We start from the raw sequence: 14,613 nt of genomic DNA, 5'->3' as shown, positions 1-14,613 counted from the left end.
CGCGATGCGCAAGAAAGGGCATCGCACCGCAACGAAAAGGGGCGACCGACAACCCGGCCGCCCCTTTCCACGGACATTCGCGAGGCCGCGAGGCCTCAGATCGTCGGCGCGCCCTTCGGGGCTTCCTTCGGCTCCTCCGGGTCGAACAGACCCTCGAACAGAGCGGTCGAGAGATAGCGCTCGGCGAAGGAGGGAATTATCACCACGAGATTCTTGCCGGCATTCTCCTCGCGCCGGCCGACCTCGATCGCCGCCGCCAGGGCCGCGCCGGAGGAGATGCCGACCGGCACGCCCTCCAGCCGCGCCGCCAGCCGCGCCAGCTCGAAGGCGGTGTCGTTCGAGACCTTGATCACCTCGTCATAGATCTCGCGATCGAGCACCTGCGGCGCGAAGCCGGCGCCGATGCCCTGGATCTTGTGCGGGCCGGGCGTGCCGCCGGACAGGACCGGCGAGGCCTCCGGCTCGACGGCGACGATCTTCAGCGCCGGGTTGCGGCTCTTCAGCACCTGCCCCGCCCCGGTGATCGTGCCGCCGGTGCCGATGCCGGACACGAAGATGTCGACCTTGCCGTCGGTGTCGTTCCAGATCTCCTCGGCCGTGGTGGCGCGATGGATCGCCGGATTGGCGGCGTTCTCGAACTGCTGCGGCATCACGGCGTTCGGAATGTCGCGCAGGAGCTCCTCGGCCTTCGCGATCGCGCCCTTCATGCCCTTCGCGCCCTCGGTGAGCACGAGATCGGCGCCGAGGAGCCGCAGCATCTTGCGCCGCTCGATCGACATGGTCTCCGGCATGGTGAGGATGAGCTGATAGCCCTTGGCGGCGGCGGCGAAGGCGAGGCCGATGCCGGTATTGCCGGAGGTCGGCTCGATCAGCGTCGACTTGCCCGGCGTGATCTTGCCGGCCGCTTCCAGCGCCTCGATCATCGCGACGCCGATGCGGTCCTTCACGCTGGAGGTCGGGTTGAAGAATTCGAGCTTGCCGATGAGCCTGGCCTTCACGCCCTTCTCGGCGGCCAGCTTGTCCAGCCGCACCAGCGGCGTGTCGCCGATCGTGTCGACGATCGAATCGTAGATCCGGCCCCGGCCGCGCGTGCGCCGCGCCGTGCCGCCGATCGAATCCTCTGTCGGGTTGTCCATGGGCGCCTCCTCGCCGACCGGCGCCCTGGCCGGTGGCTCGCTTCGATTCCCGACGACCTTACGGCGCCGGAGCGATTCTGCCGAGAGCTCGGCATGCCAGCGAAAGCCGCCTCGGCGGAATGCCGTTCCCCTGCCCCGGGCTGGAGCAGAGGTCCATTCCACCCCGCACCCGTTTACCGATTGGTAACCAAGATAACAGGTAATGGCGGCACGTTCCCCAATCTCGGACAGCCCCCTTGGAATCGTCCAGCCGCATCCTCCGCTTCATGTCCGAATCGCTCGGCCTCACCTTTCTCGCCGCGGCCGCGACGATCATCGGCGGCTGGCACTATTTCAACGGCTTCACGCAGCCCGGATCGATGACGGCGGTCGGCTTCGCCCTCGTCGCGCTGATCCTCGCGGCCATTCCGCTTCAGGCCTATCTCGCCTTCCGCGTCCTGCCGATCATGCAGCGCAACGCGCGCCTGCAACGGGCGGCGATGGAGGATTCGATCACCGGCCTCCTCAACACCGCCTCCTTCCGCGCCACCTTCGGCATCGAGGCCTCGCGCCTCGGCCGGCCGGGCGAGGATCGCAGCGCCACCTTCCTCCTCGTCAGCATCGACCATTTCAAGCGCCTGCATGATTCCTTCGGCCATGGCAGCGGCGACCGCGCCCTCCGGCTGGTGGCGAACATGCTGCGCGAGACGCTGAAGCCGGAAGACGTTGTGGGGCGGCTCGGCAGCGAGGAATTCGGCGTCTTCCTGCACGATGCCGGCTTCGAGGAGGCGCGCCGCATCGCCGAGACGCTGCGCCGCAAGGCCGGCACGCTCGTCGTCGGCCCGAACGGCGCCGCGCGCCCGCTCGCCATCTCCATCGGCGGCGTGTCCTTCGCCTCGCCGCTGCCCTTCGAGATGCTCTTCGCCGCCAGCGACGTGAATCTCTTCCGCGCCAAGCAGACCGGCCAGAACCGCTGCCTGATCACCAATGCGGTGCGCACGCTGCGCCGCCCCGGCGACAATCGCGGCGCGACGCGGGCTCTCGCCGGCATGGCGACGGGCATCGACGGTTCGGTGCTGGCGCGCCGGCCGCTGCGTCAGACGCCGGTCGAGCCGAAGCCGCCGGTGCCGCGCGCCGTGGAGCCCAAGGCTCCGGTCGCCTCGGTGAAGCTCGCGAGCTGAACCGGCGCGAGCACGAGCTGCGCGATCCGGTCGCCATGCCGGATCGTGAAGGGCTCGGCCCCGAGATTGACGAGAATCGCCATCACCTCGCCGCGATAGTCGCTGTCGACCGTACCGGGCGTGTTGAGAACGGTGATCCCGTGGCGGAAGGCGAGCCCCGAGCGGGGCCGCACCTGGATCTCGTAACCGTCCGGGATCTCGAAGACGAAGCCGGAGGGCACCGCCGCCCGTCCGCCGGGCGGGATCGTCAGCGGCCCGGCGAGCGCGGCGCAGAGGTCGGCGCCGGCGGCTCCCGCCGTCGCATAGGCGGGCAGCGGCAGGTCGCCGGCATGCGGCAGGCGCTGGACGCGAACGACGGGTCTCATGCCCCCTCCCCCGAAAAATGGTCCGCGAGACGATCGACGAGCCGCCGGCCGACCTCCTCCTTCGACAGGCGGGGCCAGGTCTCGATGCCGTCGCGCGACACGACATGGACGGCGTTCTCGGTGCCGCCCATGATGCTCGCGCCGCTGTCGTCCACCGCCACGTCATTGGCGAGGATCAGGTCGGCGCCCTTGCGGTCGAGCTTGGCGAGGGCATTGGCGAAGAGATCCTGCGTTTCCGCCGCGAAGCCGACGACGACGGCCGGCCGCTCCCGATGGTGGCCGATGGTCGCGAGGATATCGGGATTCTCCGCGAAGGTCAGCGCCAGCGGCTCGGCGCCCGGCCCCTTCTTCAGCTTCTGGGTGGCGGCGTCGGCCGGCCGCCAGTCGGCGACGGCGGCGACGAAAACGCCGAGATCGGCCGGCAGCGCCGCCTCGACGGCGGCCAGCATCTCGCGCGCCGTCTCGACGGATACGAGCCTGACGCCGGGCGGCGCCGGAATGGCGACCGGGCCGGACACCAGCACCACCTCGGCGCCCGCCGCCGCCAGCGCCGCCGCGATGGCATGGCCCTGCCGGCCGGACGACCGGTTCGCGATATAGCGCACGGGATCGATCGGCTCGTGCGTCGGCCCCGAGGTGACGATCGCCCGGCGCCCGGCGAGGCGTCGCGTCCCGGCGAGAAGCGCCTCCAGCGCGTCCGCGATCTCGACCGGCTCGGCCATGCGGCCGAGGCCCGATTCGCCGCGCTCGGCCATCTCGCCGCTCTTCGGTCCGACGAGATGGACGCCGTCCGCCACGAGGCGCTCGACATTGCGGCGCGTGGCGGGATGGGCCCACATCGCCGGATTCATCGCCGGGGCGAGAAGGACGGGCACGCGGGCGGCGAGCAGGATCGCCCCGGCCAGATCGTCGCCGAGCCCCGCCGCGAGCCTGGCCAGACGGTCGGCCGTCGCCGGCGCGACGAGGATCGCGTCCGCCTCGCGCGCGAGGCGGATATGGCCGACATCCTGCTCGTCCTCGCGCGAGAAGAGCTCGGTGAAGACATGGCCGCCGGCCAGCGCCCCGACGGCGAGCGGCGTCACGAATTCGCGCGCGCCCTTCGTCATCACCGGCACGACCTCGGCGCCGCGCTCGCGCAGGCGGCGGATGAGATCGAGCGCCTTATAGGCCGCGATGCCGCCGCCGACGACGAGAAGGATGCGCTTCGACTGGAGGGTCATGGAACGGCTTGCCAGGGATCGATGAGCGCGAGGCCGGAATCTTCGAAATCGCGGATATTGCGGGTCGCCAGCGCCGCGCCATGCCGCAGCGCGATGCCGGCGATGAGGGAATCGGGCACGCTGGTCGGGCGGCCCTTCCTGCGCCGTTCCGCGCGGAAGACCGCGGCGAGCCCGGCGCTTTCAGGGTCGAGCGGCAGCGGCGAGCCGAGCGCGCCGGCCTCATAGCCCTCGAACAGGATCCACAGTCGCGATCGCTCGGCCGATTGCGGCAGGATCTCGATCCCCAATCGCAGCTCGAACAGCGTCAGCGTCGTGATGGCGAAAACCTCGCGCTCGCTCTGCCGTAGAAAGTCGACCACGAGCGGATTGGGCCGCCGCGTCATCGTTTCGGACACGATGTTCGTATCGAGGACGATCACGATCCGAAATCGACCGGACGATCCTGCCATTCCGATCGATCCAACGGCTCGAAATCGGCGCCGCCTCCGGCCTTGTCACGCAACCGCCGGATCACGTCCCAGGCGCTGTCGCGCGGCGCGGCTGCCGGGGTCTCGTCCGCCACATGCTCCACGAGCGCCAGCCGCGCCTCCTCCTGGAGGGAGCGGCCGTGACGGGCGGCGCGGCGGCGCAGGCGGCCCTCCAATTCCTCGTCGATATCCTGGATGGTCAGCGCGATCACGGGAACGGTCCTCGAATCCCTAAAGGATAGCGCCGGGCACCGCCCCGCGCAATCAGTAGCCGGCGAGGAGCGCCCCCGCGATGACGATGAGGGCCAGCGCCGTCAGCCATTGGGCGATATGCGAGGAGATGATGCCGAGCTTGGTGTCCTTCACGAGTTCCACCAGCGTGTCGTCGTTGATGCGGATGCCGTTCTCGATGAGTTCGGGCAGTTCCTTGGCCAGGATCTCGAGGCCCACCGCCGCGTCGGGCAGGCGATGGGCGAGGCGGAGGAGCGCCTCGAAGCCGGCGCGCGCGTCGCGCAGCTTCGCCGCCGGGCCGAGCTCGCCGAGAATATAGGAGGAGACGACGGGCTCGGCCGCGACCCACATGTTGAACTTCGGGTCGAGCGAGCGCGCCACGCCCTCCACCACCACCATGGTCTTCTGGAGGAGCACGAGTTCCGGCCGGGTCTTCATGTCGAAGAGCTCCGTCACCTCGAAGAGCAGGGTGAGGAGATGGCCCATCGAGATGGTCTCGGCCGGCTGGCCGTGGATCGGCTCGCCGATGGCGCGCAGCGCCTGGGCGAAGGACAGGACGTCCTGGCCGCGCGGCACGTAGCCCGCCTCGAAATGCACTTCCGCGACGCGCCGATAGTCGCGCCGGATGAAGCCGTAGAGGATCTCGGCCAGGAAGCGCCGCGAATCGGCGCTGAGCCGGCCGACGATGCCGAGATCGACGGCGACGATCGTGCCGTCCGGCGCGACGAAGAGATTGCCGGGATGCATGTCGGCATGGAAGAAGCCGTCGCGCATCGAATGGCGCAGGAAGCTCTGCACCACCGCGACGCCGAGCGCCGGCAGGTCGTGGCCTTCCGCCGCGAGCGCCGGGATGTTGTTCATCTTCGTGCCGTCGATCCATTCCATGGTGAGGACGTCGCGGCCCGTCCTTTCCCAATCGACGGAGGGCACGCGGAAGCCCTTATCCTCGGCGATGTTCTCGCCCATCTCGGACAGGGCCGCCGCCTCGAGGCGTAGATCCATCTCGATCCGCGTCGACTGGGCGAGCGTCTCGACCACGGCGACGGGCCGCAGCCGCCGCGAGGCCGGCACGAAGCGCTCCATCTGCCGCGCCATGAAGGCGAAGGTGTCGAGCTCGCGGCGGAACTGGACGCGCACGCCCGGCCGCACGACCTTCACCGCAACGTCGCGCACGCCTTCCGGCGTCCGGACCTTGGCGCGATGCACCTGGGCGATGGAGGCCGCCCCGACGATCTCGCCGAATTCGAGGAAGAGGTCGTGGATGCGCCGGCCGAGCGTCAGCTCGATCTCGGCGATCGCCTCGGCCCTCGGAAAGGGCGGCACCCGGTCCTGCAACCCGGTCAGCGCGTTGGCGATGCGCGTGCCGACGATGTCCGGCCGCGTCGCCAGGAACTGGCCGAGCTTCACATAGGAGGGGCCGAGCCGGTTCAGCGCCCGCGACAGATTGGCCGAGCTGACGCCGTCGTCGGAGGACGGCTTCGCCAGGAGCCCGGCGAGGCGCCAGGCCAGCATCGGCCCCGGCCCCAGCCCTTCGGCGGGAAGCGAGGAGATGACGCCTTCCCGCGCCAGCACGAACAGGGCGCGGACGAGGGCGATGGTGCCGCGGACCGGATTGGGCAAGGATCAGATCTTCCAGCCGGAATGGATGGCCGCGATGCCGCCCGTCAGGTTGCGGTGCTGCACGCGCTCGAAGCCGGCCTTGCGGATCATCGCCGCGAAATTGGCCTGGTTCGGGAAGCGGCGGATCGACTCCACGAGATATTGATAGGAGTCGCGATCCTTGGCGATCGCCCCGCCGATCGCCGGAATCGCCTTGAACGACCAGAGATCGTAGAGCTTGTCGAGCCCCGGCAGGTCGACCTCGGAAAATTCGAGGCAGAGAAAGCGCCCGCCCGGCTTCAGCACGCGATAGGCCTCCGCGAGCGCCAGATCGATGCGCGGCACGTTGCGGATGCCGAAGGCGATCGTATAGGCGTCGAACGTGTCGTCCGGCAGGCCGAGAGCCTCGGCATTGCCCTCCACGAAGGCGAGGCGCTCGGCGAGGCCGCGCTTGACGGCGCGCTCGGCGCCCACCGCCAGCATCGAGGCGTTGATGTCGAGCACCGTGCCGCTCGCCTGTCCGCCGGAGGCCTCGACGATGCGGAAGGCGATGTCGCCGGTGCCGCCCGCGACGTCGACGAAGCGCCAGCCCGGCCGGCGCGAGGGCGCGAGCCAGCCGACCATCGCCGATTTCCAGGCGCGGTGCAGGCCGCCCGACATCAGGTCGTTCATCAGGTCGTAGCGCTCGGCGACGCGATGAAAGACGTCGTTGACCCGCGCCTGCTTCTCCTCGACGCCCGAGACGGTCGAGAAGCCGTAGCTCGTCGTCATCCCCTCCGCGCCGGTGGTTCGGCTCGCCGACATCGCGTCCCCTTGCTCTCTTCGTCCGCCGGGTCCCGCCCGGCCGTCCAGCCACTACCTGAAGATCGAATGGCATGCCATCTAGGCAGGATAACCTTCTCGCCAGCCAGGATTTCGACAGCGATGCCCGAATTGCCCGAGGTCGAGACAGTGCGTCGCGGCCTCCAGCCCTTCATGGAAGGTGCGACGATCCGCCATGTCGCGCTCAACCGGCCGAACCTGCGCTTTCCCTTTCCCGAGAACTTCGCCGCGCGGCTCGAAGGCCGGCGGATCGAGGCGCTGGCGCGGCGGGCGAAATATCTCCTCGCCCATCTGCCGGGCGCGGCGACGCCGGCGGAAGCGGAAGGCGACGAGGTCCTCGCCATGCATCTCGGCATGTCCGGCTCCTTCCGCATCGAGACGCCGGCCGGCTCGCTCGTGCCCGGCGTCTTCGCCCATCCGCGCTCGGACCGGCAGAAGCACGACCACGTCGTCTTCCATCTCGACGCGCCGCGCTGGGGGGCGGTCGACATCGTGTTCAACGATCCGCGCCGCTTCGGCTTCATGACCCTTCTGCCGGCCGTCGATCTGGAGGCCCATCCGCATTTCAGGGGGCTCGGCATCGAGCCGACCGGCAACCGGCTCGACGGCGCGGCGCTCGCCCGCGTCTTCCGCGCCAAGGCCGCGCCCCTCAAGGCGGCGCTGCTCGACCAGCGGCTCGTCGCGGGGCTCGGCAATATCTATGTCTGCGAGGCGCTGTGGCGCGCCGGCCTGTCGCCGCGCCGCGCGGCGGGCACTCTGGTCGGGACCGACGGCGCGCCGACCGAGGCGCTGGAGGATCTGGCGCGCCATATCCGCGAGACGATCGCCGACGCGATCGAGGCCGGCGGCTCGTCGCTGCGCGACTACCGGCAGGCGGACGGCACGCTCGGCCTCTTCCAGCACCGTTTCGCCGTCTACGACCGGGAGGGCGAGCCCTGCCCGCGCCCCGCCTGCCACGGCCGGGTGGAGCGCATCGTCCAGTCCGGCCGCTCCAGCTTCTTCTGCCCGGCCTGCCAGACCTGACGGCGAAGCGGCCCGACCCGGCGCGACCGTCACGGCCATGTCATTCGGCGATTGACGGAAGAGCCGGGCCTGCCTATAAGGCGCCGATATTCGGCGGTGCCTTCGGGCGCCGGCCTTAATTCTTGCGCCGATCCTCCTGGCTTCTCGGCGCCCGATCCTGTGACGAGAGAGAAACGAATGGCCAATACGCCGTCGGCCAAGAAGGCCACGCGCAAGATCGCGCGGCGCACCGAGATCAACAAGAACCGTCGTTCGCGCGTTCGCACCTTCCTGCGCAAGGTCGAGGAGGCGATCGCCTCCGGCGACCAGGAAGCGGCGCGCACGGCCTTCAAGGCGGCGGAGCCGGAACTGATGCGCGCCGTGTCGCGCGGCGTCGTTCACAAGAACACCGCCTCCCGCAAGATCTCCCGCCTGTCCGGCCGCGTGAAGGCCATCGGCGCGGCTTCCTGAATTCGTTTCCATACCGTTAAGAAGGGCTCGGCATCGCCGGGCCCTTTTTGATTCCGGCTGGACAATTCCAGCGATCTGCGCATAGGCCGGCGCCCAATGCGGTCAAGCGGTTCAGGACGCCGCACCCGCAGGCCACCTCAAAATTTCGACAGCGATTCCAATGGATTGCGGGAGGTCGGCGAATCTCCCAGGAAAGCCGGCTAAGCACTTTCGCGCAAAGCGTTGAGTCAAGCGGCAGCGCCCGAAGGCGCTGAAAAATAAATTCGCTGCACGGCCATGTTCGAGCCCCGCGACGATTCAACTAACTGAATCATATCGTTGGCTTTTTCGCCCCCAGCCACCCGTATGACGAGTCTGCGACACCCTCGATGCTCGCGACGCGATTCCGGCATTTCCGTGGTTGCGGGGCGGCTCTCGCTTGCTTAGCGTTTTCCACACAACAAACGTGGGGAAAGTCGAATTGCGGGGGCGAAGCGTGGCTTTTCCAAGAACTTGCAGACCGTTGGAGACCGCGCATGCTCTTCCGCCGCCGATCGAGGCAGATGACGAGTAAGCGTTAAGTCTCGGCGCCTTTTCCCTTAAGCCCTTGTTTACCATCCATTCGCAGCGCGCCCACATGCGGGGCCGCGCCGGAGGATTTGTCATGAGTGGAAGTTACGAAGACGACGTGACGGCCGGCGATTGCTGGTCCGTGCTGTCGAGCGATCCCGACGCGTTCCTGATCGATGTCAGGACCTCGGCCGAGTGGAACTATGTCGGCGTCCCCTCGGCGCCGCAGGATGCCCGCCCGCCGGTGCTCATCGAATGGCAGTCCTATCCGGCCATGGCGGTGGACCTGTCCTTCGCCGCCCGGCTCGGCCAGCATGTCCTCGAGAATGGCGGCACGCACGAGTCGCGCCTCTATTTCCTCTGCCGCTCCGGCGCCCGCTCCATGGCGAGCGCGGCGGCGATGACCGCCGAGGGCTTCCGGCATTGCTACAACGTGCTCGACGGCTTCGAGGGACCGGTCGACGGCCAGGGCCATCGCGGCACGGTGGCCGGCTGGAAGGCCGCCGGCCTGCCCTGGAGGCAGCGTTGATCCGCTCCGACGCGGCGAATGCCGCTTCCCCCCAGACCCGTCCGGCGCCGCCGCGCGCTGGATCGATCGACACGCATGGGATGCATTCCGGAATGAACGACATGGAAGGCCGCGCGGAGCCCGCTCGCACGACGGCCGCGATCCACGAAAGGGTCAATGCCCGCCTTAAGGCGCAGCTCGGCCAGGATGCCTTCGCCAGCTGGTTCCAGCGCATGCGGATCGACGAGATCGGCAAGGGCACGGTGCGCCTTTCGGTGCCGACCGCCTTCCTGAAGACCTGGATCCGTTCGCATTACAGCGACCTTCTCGACGCGATCTTCGCCGAGGAGGCGCCCGGCACCCTGCGCGTCGAGGTGACGGTGCGCAGCGCGGTGCGCGGCGCGGCGCCGACCCCCGTGTCCGAGCCGGCCGAGCCGCGCCCCGTTCCGGCCGCCCGCACGCCGGTCCCCGCCGGTGCCGCGCCGGAGCGCGACGCGCCGCCGCAGGCCGCCGCCGCCCGCGAGGCGAACGGCCCGGATTTCGGCTCGCCGCTCGATCCGCGCTACCTCTTCTCCAATTTCGTGGAGGGCGCCGCCAATCGCGTCGCGCTCGCCGCCGCCAAGGCGGTGGCCGAGAACGGGCCGCAATCGGTGCGCTTCAACCCGCTCTTCATCCATGCGAGCGTCGGGCTCGGCAAGACGCATCTTCTCCAGGCCATCGCCAATGCCTGCGTGGCGCGGGCCGATCGGCCGCGCGTCGTCTATCTCACCGCCGAATATTTCATGTGGCGCTTCGCCTCGGCGATCCGCGACAACCAGGCCCTGACCTTCAAGGAGAACCTGCGCGGCATCGACATCCTGATCATCGACGACATGCAGTTCCTGCAGGGCCGCTCGATCCAGCAGGAATTCTGCCATCTCCTCAACGCCCTGATCGATTCGGCGCGTCAGGTGGTGGTGGCCGCCGACCGGCCGGCCTTCGAGCTGGAATCGCTCGACCAGCGGGTGCGCTCGCGCCTCGCCGGCGGCGTCGGCATCGAGATGGCCTCGCCGGACTTCGACATGCGCAAGGGCATCCTGGAGGCGCGCATCACCGCGATGCGCGGCGAGGACCCGAGCTTCCGCATTGAGGAGCGCGTGGTGGAGACGATCGCCCGCCGCGTCACCGGCTCCGGCCGCGACGTCGAGGGCGCCTTCAACCAGATCGCCTTCCGCCATTCCGTCGGCCAGCCGCTTTCGCCGGACCATCTCGACGATCTCCTCAACTCGCTGACCCGCACCGGCGGCGAGAAGCGGGTGCGGATCGAGGACATCCTGAAATTCGTCTCCCGCCATTACAACGTGTCGAAGACGGACATCCTCTCCGCCCGGCGCACCCGCACCATCGTGCGGCCCCGCCAGATCGCGATGTATCTCGCCAAGACCATGACCCCGCGCTCGCTACCCGAGATCGGCCGGCGCTTCGGCGGTCGCGACCATACGACGGTGCTGCATGCCGTGCGCAAGATCGAGGCCGAGCGCCTGGCGGACGAGAAGCTCGGCGAGGAGCTCGACCTCATCCGCCGCATGATCGAGGAATGATCGCCGGGGAGGCGGTCGATCCGGGCCGCCTCCCTTCTCCTTTCAAACGAAAACGGTCTACGCTAGAAGGGAAGGCCCTGCCGGACACGCTTTTCCCGTTCCAGGCGCATCCCTTCGGGTTATTCCAGTCATGCGTATCCTCATCGAGCGGTCGAACCTTCTGAAGACCCTTGCCCATGTCCACCGCGTGGTGGAGCGGCGCAACACGATCCCGATCCTGTCGAACGTGCTTCTGCGCACCGACGAGGGCGTGCTGCGGCTGAAGGCGACCGATCTCGATCTCGAGATCACCGAGACCGTGCCGGCCGAGGCCGAGCAGCCGGGCGGCACGACCGTGCCGGCGCATCTTCTCTACGATATCGTGCGCAAGCTGCCCGAGGGTTCGGAAGTGCGCCTGTCGACCGGCGGCGACGGCGGGCAGATGACCGTCTCGGCGGGCCGGGTGAACTTCCGCCTGCAATGCCTGCCGGAGGCCGACTTCCCGGACATCACGGCCGGCGAGTTCTCGCATCGCTTCACCATGCCGGGCGCCGACCTCCTGCGCCTCATCGAGAAGACGCAATTCGCGATCTCGACGGAGGAGACGCGCTACTACCTCAACGGCATCTTCCTCCATGCGCTGGAATCGGAAGGCGAATTGCGGCTGCGCGCCGTCGCCACCGACGGCCACCGCCTCGCCCGCGCCGAGATCGCCGCGCCGGCCGGCTCGGAAGGCATGCCGGGCATCATCGTGCCGAGAAAGACGGTAGGCGAATTGCAGAAGCTGCTCGGCGACGCCGAGGGCGACATCACCGTCGAACTCTCCGATTCGAAGATCCGCTTCGCCATCGGCGAGATCCTTCTCACCTCCAAGCTGATCGACGGCACCTTCCCCGACTATCAGCGCGTCATCCCGCAGAACAACGACAAGGCGCTGACGCTCGACCGGCAGAGCTTCTCGGCCGCCGTCGACCGCGTCTCGACCATTTCCTCCGAGCGCGGCCGCGCGGTGAAGCTGGCGCTGTCGAACGGCCAGCTGACGCTGACGGTCAATTCGCCGGATTCCGGCACGGCGACCGAGGAACTGCCCGTCGGCTACGACGCGGACGATCTGGAGATCGGCTTCAACGCCCGCTACCTCCTCGACATTTCCGGCCAGCTGGCCGGCGAGGAAACGGTGTTCATGCTCGCCGATCCGGGCTCCCCCACCCTGATCCGCGACCAGGGCGATGCCGGCACGCTCTATGTGCTGATGCCGATGCGGGTCTGAGGCGCCCGTTCCGGTCTTGCCAAGCCTGTCGGACGACGACGCCCCTCCCCCGCCGGCCGAAGACGCGAGTGGCGGCGCATCGGGCGCCGTCGGCCTTTCCAGCCTCAGCCTCGTCGATTTCCGCAACTATGCCGCAGTGAGGCTGCCGCTTGCCGGGCGCTTCATCGTCCTCACCGGCGACAACGGCGCCGGCAAGACGAATTTCATGGAGGCCGTGTCGCTGCTGACGCCCGGCCGGGGCCTGCGCCGCGCCAGCTATGGCGAGATGACGCGGGGCGGCGGCAGCGGCGGCTTCGCGGTGCGCGCCGAGGCCCTGGGCGCGCTCGGCCCGGTCCGGCTCCAGACGCTGGTGCGTCCGGACAATGGCGAGGGGCCGCAGCGCACCGTCCGCATCGACGAGACGCAGGCCAGAAGCGCCGACGAGCTGCTGGACCATCTGCGCGTCCTCTGGCTGACGCCGGCCATGGACGGCCTCTTCACCGGCCCCGCGAGCGACCGGCGCCGCTTTCTCGACCGCATGGTGCTGGCGATCGACCCCGCGCATGGGCGGCGCGCCGCCGATTACGAACGCGCCATGCGCCAGCGCAACCGCCTCCTGTCGGAGGGGCGCGGCGACGAGGTCTGGCTCGCCGGCCTCGAAACGCAGCTCGCCGAGCTCGGCATCGCCATGGCGCTCGCCCGGGCCGAGCTCGCCGGCCTCCTTGCCGCCATGATCGCCGAGACCTCGGACGATTCGGTCTTTCCGAAGGCGGATTTGACGCTCGATGGCGGCTACGGCTTTCCCTTCGAGGGCCGGGCGGCGAGCGACCTGGAGGACGAGGCGCGCGAGGCGCTGCGGCGCGGGCGGGGCCTCGACCGGCAGGCGGGCCGGACGCTCGAAGGCCCGCACCGGGCCGATCTCGCCGTCTTTCACCGCGCCAAGGCGATGCCCGCCGCCCTTTCCTCCACCGGCGAGCAGAAGGCGCTCCTCATCGGCCTCGTCCTTGCCCATGCAAGGCTGGTGCGCGCCGTCGGCGGCATCGCGCCGATCCTGCTTCTCGACGAGATCGCCGCCCATCTCGATCCCGGCCGGCGCGCGGCGCTGTTCGACATCGTCGAGGCGCTCGACGTCCAATCCTTCATGACGGGCACCGACGCCGCTTTGTTCGAAGCGCTCGGCGCCCGCGCCCAGCATGTGACGGTCGCGAACGGACGGGTCGAGACATGACACTCGAGAGAGACGAGATCGAGCGCTATGCCCGCCATATCGTGCTGCCGGAGATCGGCGGCGCCGGGCAGCAGGCGCTGAAACGGGCCCGCGTGCTCGTCGTCGGGGCGGGCGGCATCGGCTCGCCGGCGATTCTCTATCTGGCGGCGGCCGGGATCGGCACGATCGGCGTCGCCGACGACGACACCGTGTCGCTGTCCAATCTCCAGCGGCAGGTGCTGCACGGCACGGCGGATCTCGGCCGCCCGAAGGTCGACAGCGCCGGGGACGCCGTCGCGCGGCTCAATCCGCATGTCGCCCTCGTGCCGCATCGCCTGCGGCTGGCGGCGGAGAATGCCGCGCCGCTCCTCGCCGATTACGACATGGTGCTCGACGGCTCGGACAATTTCGCGACGCGCTTCCTTCTCGCCGATCTCTGCGCGGCGGCGGCGCGGCCGCTCGTCTCGGCCGCCGTCAACCGCTTCGCCGGCTCGCTGACCACCCTCCTCCCCTTTCGCGACGACAATCCCTCCTATCGCGACCTCTTTCCGGAACCGCCGCCGCCGGGCCTGGTGCCGTCCTGCGCCGAGGCCGGGATTCTCGGCGTCGTCACCGGCATTCTCGGCACGCTCGCCGCGACGGAGGCGATCAAGCTGGTCACGGGCATCGGAAAGCCACTTGTCGGCCGGCTTCTGATGGTGGATGCGCTGGACATGCGCTTCCAGACGATCACCTATCGGCGTCGGCGCCAAGCCTAGAGGGACGAGACCATGCTGCATCTCATCGCCACGATCCGGATCAAGCCCGGCACGAAGGACGACGTCGCGAAGGCGGCGATTCCCTGCATCGAGGCGACGCGCAAGGAAGAGGGCTGCATCCGCTACGACATGATGGTCGACGTGATGGACGAGACCAACGTCACCTTCGTCGAGGAATGGGAAAGCCGCGAGCTGCTCGACCGCCATGTGCGCTCGGCCCATGTGAAGACCTGGCACGAAGCCGGCAAGCCCTACATCGTCTCCGAACATATCGCGGTCATCTATCCCGAGAAGATCGAGGGCCTCTGAC

16 protein-coding genes are annotated in these 14,613 nt (G+C 69.1%); 9 read left to right on the top strand and 7 right to left on the bottom strand.

All coding sequences use genetic code 11. From position 1 onward, the window contains the following. Positions 1-95: 95 nt before the first annotated feature. Positions 96-1,136 (bottom strand): cysteine synthase A, encoded by a 1,041-nt coding sequence (gene cysK, locus IEY14_RS23430; RefSeq protein ID WP_188912875.1) that lies wholly within the window; start codon positions 1,134-1,136, stop codon positions 96-98. A 236-nt stretch (positions 1,137-1,372) separates the two neighbouring features. Between cysK and IEY14_RS23425 the strand changes: the two genes are divergently transcribed. Continuing rightward, on the top strand, positions 1,373-2,296 hold the full coding sequence (locus IEY14_RS23425; RefSeq protein ID WP_188912874.1) for a GGDEF domain-containing protein: 924 nt from the start codon (positions 1,373-1,375) through the stop codon (positions 2,294-2,296). Here the strand turns inward: IEY14_RS23425 and dut are convergent. The 6 genes from dut to ubiE are packed head-to-tail and all read right to left on the bottom strand — an operon-like array spanning position 2,212 to position 6,982. Beyond that, the gene (dut, locus tag IEY14_RS23420) at positions 2,212-2,661 is read right to left on the bottom strand and encodes a dUTP diphosphatase (RefSeq protein ID WP_188912873.1); all 450 of its coding nucleotides are present in this window, start codon (positions 2,659-2,661) and stop codon (positions 2,212-2,214) included. The two genes, IEY14_RS23425 and dut, sit on opposite strands and share 85 nt — an antisense overlap. Continuing rightward, positions 2,658-3,881, bottom strand: a complete 1,224-nt coding sequence (gene coaBC / locus IEY14_RS23415; protein WP_188912872.1) for a bifunctional phosphopantothenoylcysteine decarboxylase/phosphopantothenate--cysteine ligase CoaBC — start codon at positions 3,879-3,881, stop codon at positions 2,658-2,660. The genes dut and coaBC overlap by 4 nt, the downstream gene beginning before the upstream one ends. Continuing rightward, on the bottom strand, positions 3,878-4,300 hold the full coding sequence (locus tag IEY14_RS23410; RefSeq protein ID WP_188912871.1) for a type II toxin-antitoxin system VapC family toxin: 423 nt from the start codon (positions 4,298-4,300) through the stop codon (positions 3,878-3,880). The genes coaBC and IEY14_RS23410 overlap by 4 nt, the downstream gene beginning before the upstream one ends. After that, positions 4,297-4,560 (bottom strand): FitA-like ribbon-helix-helix domain-containing protein, encoded by a 264-nt coding sequence (locus IEY14_RS23405; protein WP_188912870.1) that lies wholly within the window; start codon positions 4,558-4,560, stop codon positions 4,297-4,299. The genes IEY14_RS23410 and IEY14_RS23405 overlap by 4 nt, the downstream gene beginning before the upstream one ends. A 52-nt stretch (positions 4,561-4,612) precedes the next feature. After that, positions 4,613-6,199 carry a 2-polyprenylphenol 6-hydroxylase gene (gene ubiB / locus IEY14_RS23400; RefSeq protein ID WP_188912869.1) on the bottom strand — a complete coding sequence of 529 codons (1,587 nt, stop codon included), beginning with the start codon at positions 6,197-6,199 and terminating at the stop codon, positions 4,613-4,615. A gap of 3 nt (positions 6,200-6,202) precedes the next feature. Beyond that, positions 6,203-6,982: a bifunctional demethylmenaquinone methyltransferase/2-methoxy-6-polyprenyl-1,4-benzoquinol methylase UbiE gene (gene ubiE, locus IEY14_RS23395; RefSeq protein ID WP_188912868.1), complete on the bottom strand. Its 780-nt coding sequence runs from the start codon at positions 6,980-6,982 to the stop codon at positions 6,203-6,205. Between the two features lie 120 nt (positions 6,983-7,102). Here ubiE and mutM point away from each other — a divergent pair, with 120 nt between their 5' ends. The 8 genes from mutM to IEY14_RS23355 all read left to right on the top strand — a co-directional run bounded on the left by mutM (position 7,103) and on the right by IEY14_RS23355 (position 14,612). Continuing rightward, positions 7,103-8,023 (top strand): bifunctional DNA-formamidopyrimidine glycosylase/DNA-(apurinic or apyrimidinic site) lyase, encoded by a 921-nt coding sequence (mutM, locus tag IEY14_RS23390; RefSeq protein WP_188912867.1) that lies wholly within the window; start codon positions 7,103-7,105, stop codon positions 8,021-8,023. Between the two features lie 177 nt (positions 8,024-8,200). Then, positions 8,201-8,473 carry a 30S ribosomal protein S20 gene (gene rpsT / locus IEY14_RS23385; RefSeq protein WP_188912866.1) on the top strand — a complete coding sequence of 91 codons (273 nt, stop codon included), beginning with the start codon at positions 8,201-8,203 and terminating at the stop codon, positions 8,471-8,473. A gap of 643 nt (positions 8,474-9,116) precedes the next feature. Then, positions 9,117-9,551, top strand: coding sequence for a rhodanese-like domain-containing protein (locus IEY14_RS23380; RefSeq protein ID WP_188912865.1), 435 nt, complete (start codon positions 9,117-9,119; stop codon positions 9,549-9,551). Between the two features lie 92 nt (positions 9,552-9,643). Beyond that, positions 9,644-11,110, top strand: coding sequence for a chromosomal replication initiator protein DnaA (dnaA, locus tag IEY14_RS23375; protein WP_244639648.1), 1,467 nt, complete (start codon positions 9,644-9,646; stop codon positions 11,108-11,110). Positions 11,111-11,240: 130 nt separating this feature from the next. Next, complete coding sequence (gene dnaN, locus IEY14_RS23370) at positions 11,241-12,359, top strand: DNA polymerase III subunit beta (protein ID WP_188912863.1); 1,119 nt, start codon at positions 11,241-11,243, stop codon at positions 12,357-12,359. A gap of 25 nt (positions 12,360-12,384) precedes the next feature. Next, entirely contained in the window at positions 12,385-13,566 is a 1,182-nt protein-coding gene (gene recF, locus IEY14_RS23365) for a DNA replication/repair protein RecF (RefSeq protein ID WP_188912939.1), read from the top strand. Next, a complete protein-coding gene (gene moeB / locus IEY14_RS23360; RefSeq protein ID WP_188912861.1) occupies positions 13,563-14,303 on the top strand; it encodes a molybdopterin-synthase adenylyltransferase MoeB in 741 nt (246 codons plus the stop codon). Before recF ends, moeB begins: the two co-directional genes overlap by 4 nt. A gap of 12 nt (positions 14,304-14,315) precedes the next feature. Next, positions 14,316-14,612, top strand: a complete 297-nt coding sequence (locus IEY14_RS23355; RefSeq protein ID WP_188912860.1) for a putative quinol monooxygenase — start codon at positions 14,316-14,318, stop codon at positions 14,610-14,612. Position 14,613 lies beyond the last annotated feature (1 nt).

It is taken from the genome of Aureimonas endophytica, assembly GCF_014642635.1.
GTDB classification, from domain to species: Bacteria; Pseudomonadota; Alphaproteobacteria; order Rhizobiales; family Rhizobiaceae; genus Plantimonas; species Plantimonas endophytica.
Note: the sequence above shows the minus strand (reverse complement) of the source record. Positions and strands in the feature narration are given on the sequence as shown.

Coding starts and splice junctions, on each gene's coding strand:
- cysK (WP_188912875.1), bottom strand. CDS start 1,136: ATGGACAACCCGACAGAGGATTCGATCGGCGGCACGGCGCGGCGCACG.
- dut (WP_188912873.1), bottom strand. CDS start 2,661: ATGAGACCCGTCGTTCGCGTCCAGCGCCTGCCGCATGCCGGCGACCTG.
- coaBC (WP_188912872.1), bottom strand. CDS start 3,881: ATGACCCTCCAGTCGAAGCGCATCCTTCTCGTCGTCGGCGGCGGCATC.
- ubiE (WP_188912868.1), bottom strand. CDS start 6,982: ATGTCGGCGAGCCGAACCACCGGCGCGGAGGGGATGACGACGAGCTAC.
- mutM (WP_188912867.1), top strand. CDS start 7,103: ATGCCCGAATTGCCCGAGGTCGAGACAGTGCGTCGCGGCCTCCAGCCC.
- rpsT (WP_188912866.1), top strand. CDS start 8,201: ATGGCCAATACGCCGTCGGCCAAGAAGGCCACGCGCAAGATCGCGCGG.
- IEY14_RS23380 (WP_188912865.1), top strand. CDS start 9,117: ATGAGTGGAAGTTACGAAGACGACGTGACGGCCGGCGATTGCTGGTCC.
- dnaA (WP_244639648.1), top strand. CDS start 9,644: ATGAACGACATGGAAGGCCGCGCGGAGCCCGCTCGCACGACGGCCGCG.
- dnaN (WP_188912863.1), top strand. CDS start 11,241: ATGCGTATCCTCATCGAGCGGTCGAACCTTCTGAAGACCCTTGCCCAT.
- moeB (WP_188912861.1), top strand. CDS start 13,563: ATGACACTCGAGAGAGACGAGATCGAGCGCTATGCCCGCCATATCGTG.
- IEY14_RS23355 (WP_188912860.1), top strand. CDS start 14,316: ATGCTGCATCTCATCGCCACGATCCGGATCAAGCCCGGCACGAAGGAC.